The sequence below is a fragment of the Dietzia sp. E1 genome, from assembly GCF_014145015.1.
Taxonomy (GTDB): domain Bacteria; phylum Actinomycetota; class Actinomycetes; order Mycobacteriales; family Mycobacteriaceae; genus Dietzia; species Dietzia cinnamea_A.
In genome coordinates, this window is record NZ_JAALDU010000436.1 from 1 (window position 1) to 1469 (window position 1469).

At 74.0% G+C, this 1469-nt stretch carries 2 protein-coding genes; both read left to right on the forward strand.

Annotation, left to right across the window (positions count from 1 at the left end):
- Positions 1-329: suppressor of fused domain protein (locus G6030_RS13565; RefSeq protein ID WP_182643483.1), on the forward strand; the 329-nt coding region annotated here is incomplete at its 5' end.
- 202 nt (positions 330-531) lie between these two features.
- Entirely contained in the window at positions 532-1410 is an 879-nt protein-coding gene (locus G6030_RS13570; protein ID WP_347238666.1) for a glycine betaine ABC transporter substrate-binding protein, read from the forward strand.
- The last annotated feature ends 59 nt before the right edge of the window (positions 1411-1469 follow it).

A 1469-nucleotide genomic window follows, 5' to 3' on the forward strand; every position in this document is an offset into this window, starting at 1 on the left:
GCGTGGTGCGCGCCCTGGCGGTGCTCGCGGCCGCGCCCGCGGTGGAGGGGCTCGTCCTGTCCGAGGGCGCGCTGGTCGACCTGGGCGAGCCGCTGTGGCCCGGCGCGGCGTTCACCGCAGTGGTGCTGCGTGCCCCCGAGATCCCGGACGTCGAACTGCCGGGTGACGCGGCACCCGTCCGGGTGTTCCGGGCCGTGCCGGTCACCCACACGGAGGCGGCGTGGGTCCGCATGAAGGGCGCGGCGGAGCTCGAGGAGGCGTGGGCGGAGGCCGGGATCGACGTCACCGATCCCGCCCGGTCCGCCGTCAACCCCGGCCTGACCCGCTGACGGTCGGACCGTGAACCCCGGCCTGACCCGCTGACGGTCGGACCGTCGACTCCGGCCGGCGACCACGCGGGGACTCGGCGTGACGGCGCCGGGACGGTCCTGGGAGACTGTCGGTCGAGACGTCCGCGCTGACGGGTGCGGTCGGTGTGAGGAAGGACGTGGTCGGGTGCGGCGGACGGTGGGGCGGCCCGGGAGGGGCGCGGTGGCGCTCGCGGGTGTGGTGGCGATGGGGCTGTCCGGGTGTCAGGCGCAGTCGTCGATCGTGCCCGCGCACCGGGACGACCCGGTGGTGGTGATCGAGACGGCCTCGTTCGGCGAGGCTGAGATCGTGGGCCACATCTACGGCAACGCCCTGGTCCGGTCCGGCTCGCGGGTGACCGCGCGACCGCAGTCCGGGACCCAGGCGGAGGTCGTGGAGTCCGTCGTCACGGGGGACGCGACCTTCACGGTGGGGTTCACCGGTGAGCTCCTGACGGCGTTCGATCCCGGTGCGACGGCGACCGAGGGGGACGAGGTGTACGCCGCGATGATGGCCGCGCTACCCGAGGGGGTCACCGCCGCGGACCCGGCACCCGCCGAGGACGCGCCCGTGTACGTGGTCACGCGCAACACCTCGGAGACCCGGGGCCTGCGCGCGATGTCGGATCTGACCGGGCGGTGCGGTGAGCTCACTCTCGGCGCGCGGGAGGAGGCCCTCGCCGACACCGAGCTGGCCACCGCCGTGGGAGAGACGTACGAGTGTGGGTTCGGCCGGCGGATCCCGCTGGGGCCTAATCCGCGCGCGGTGTTCGACGCCCTGCGCGCGGGGGAGATCGGCGTGGGGTTGGTCCAGTCGGCCGACCCGGTGGGCCTCCCCGAGGACATCGTGACCCTGGACGACGACGAGAACGCGGTCCGCGCCCAGAACCTGGTGCCCGTCTTCCGCAAGGGCTCACTCTCGGAGGACCAGTTGAGTCTGGTCAACCGGATCAGCGGCGAGCTGACCACCGACGACGTGCGTGAGCTGCTGCTGGGTGTGGAATTCGGGACCGCCACCCCCGTCGCTCTGGCCAACTACTGGTTGGACTCGCACGGGTACTGACCGACCCGGCGGCGGCGCGCCGCACCAGAGAACGGGGCCCGGCCGCCGATGGCGGCCGG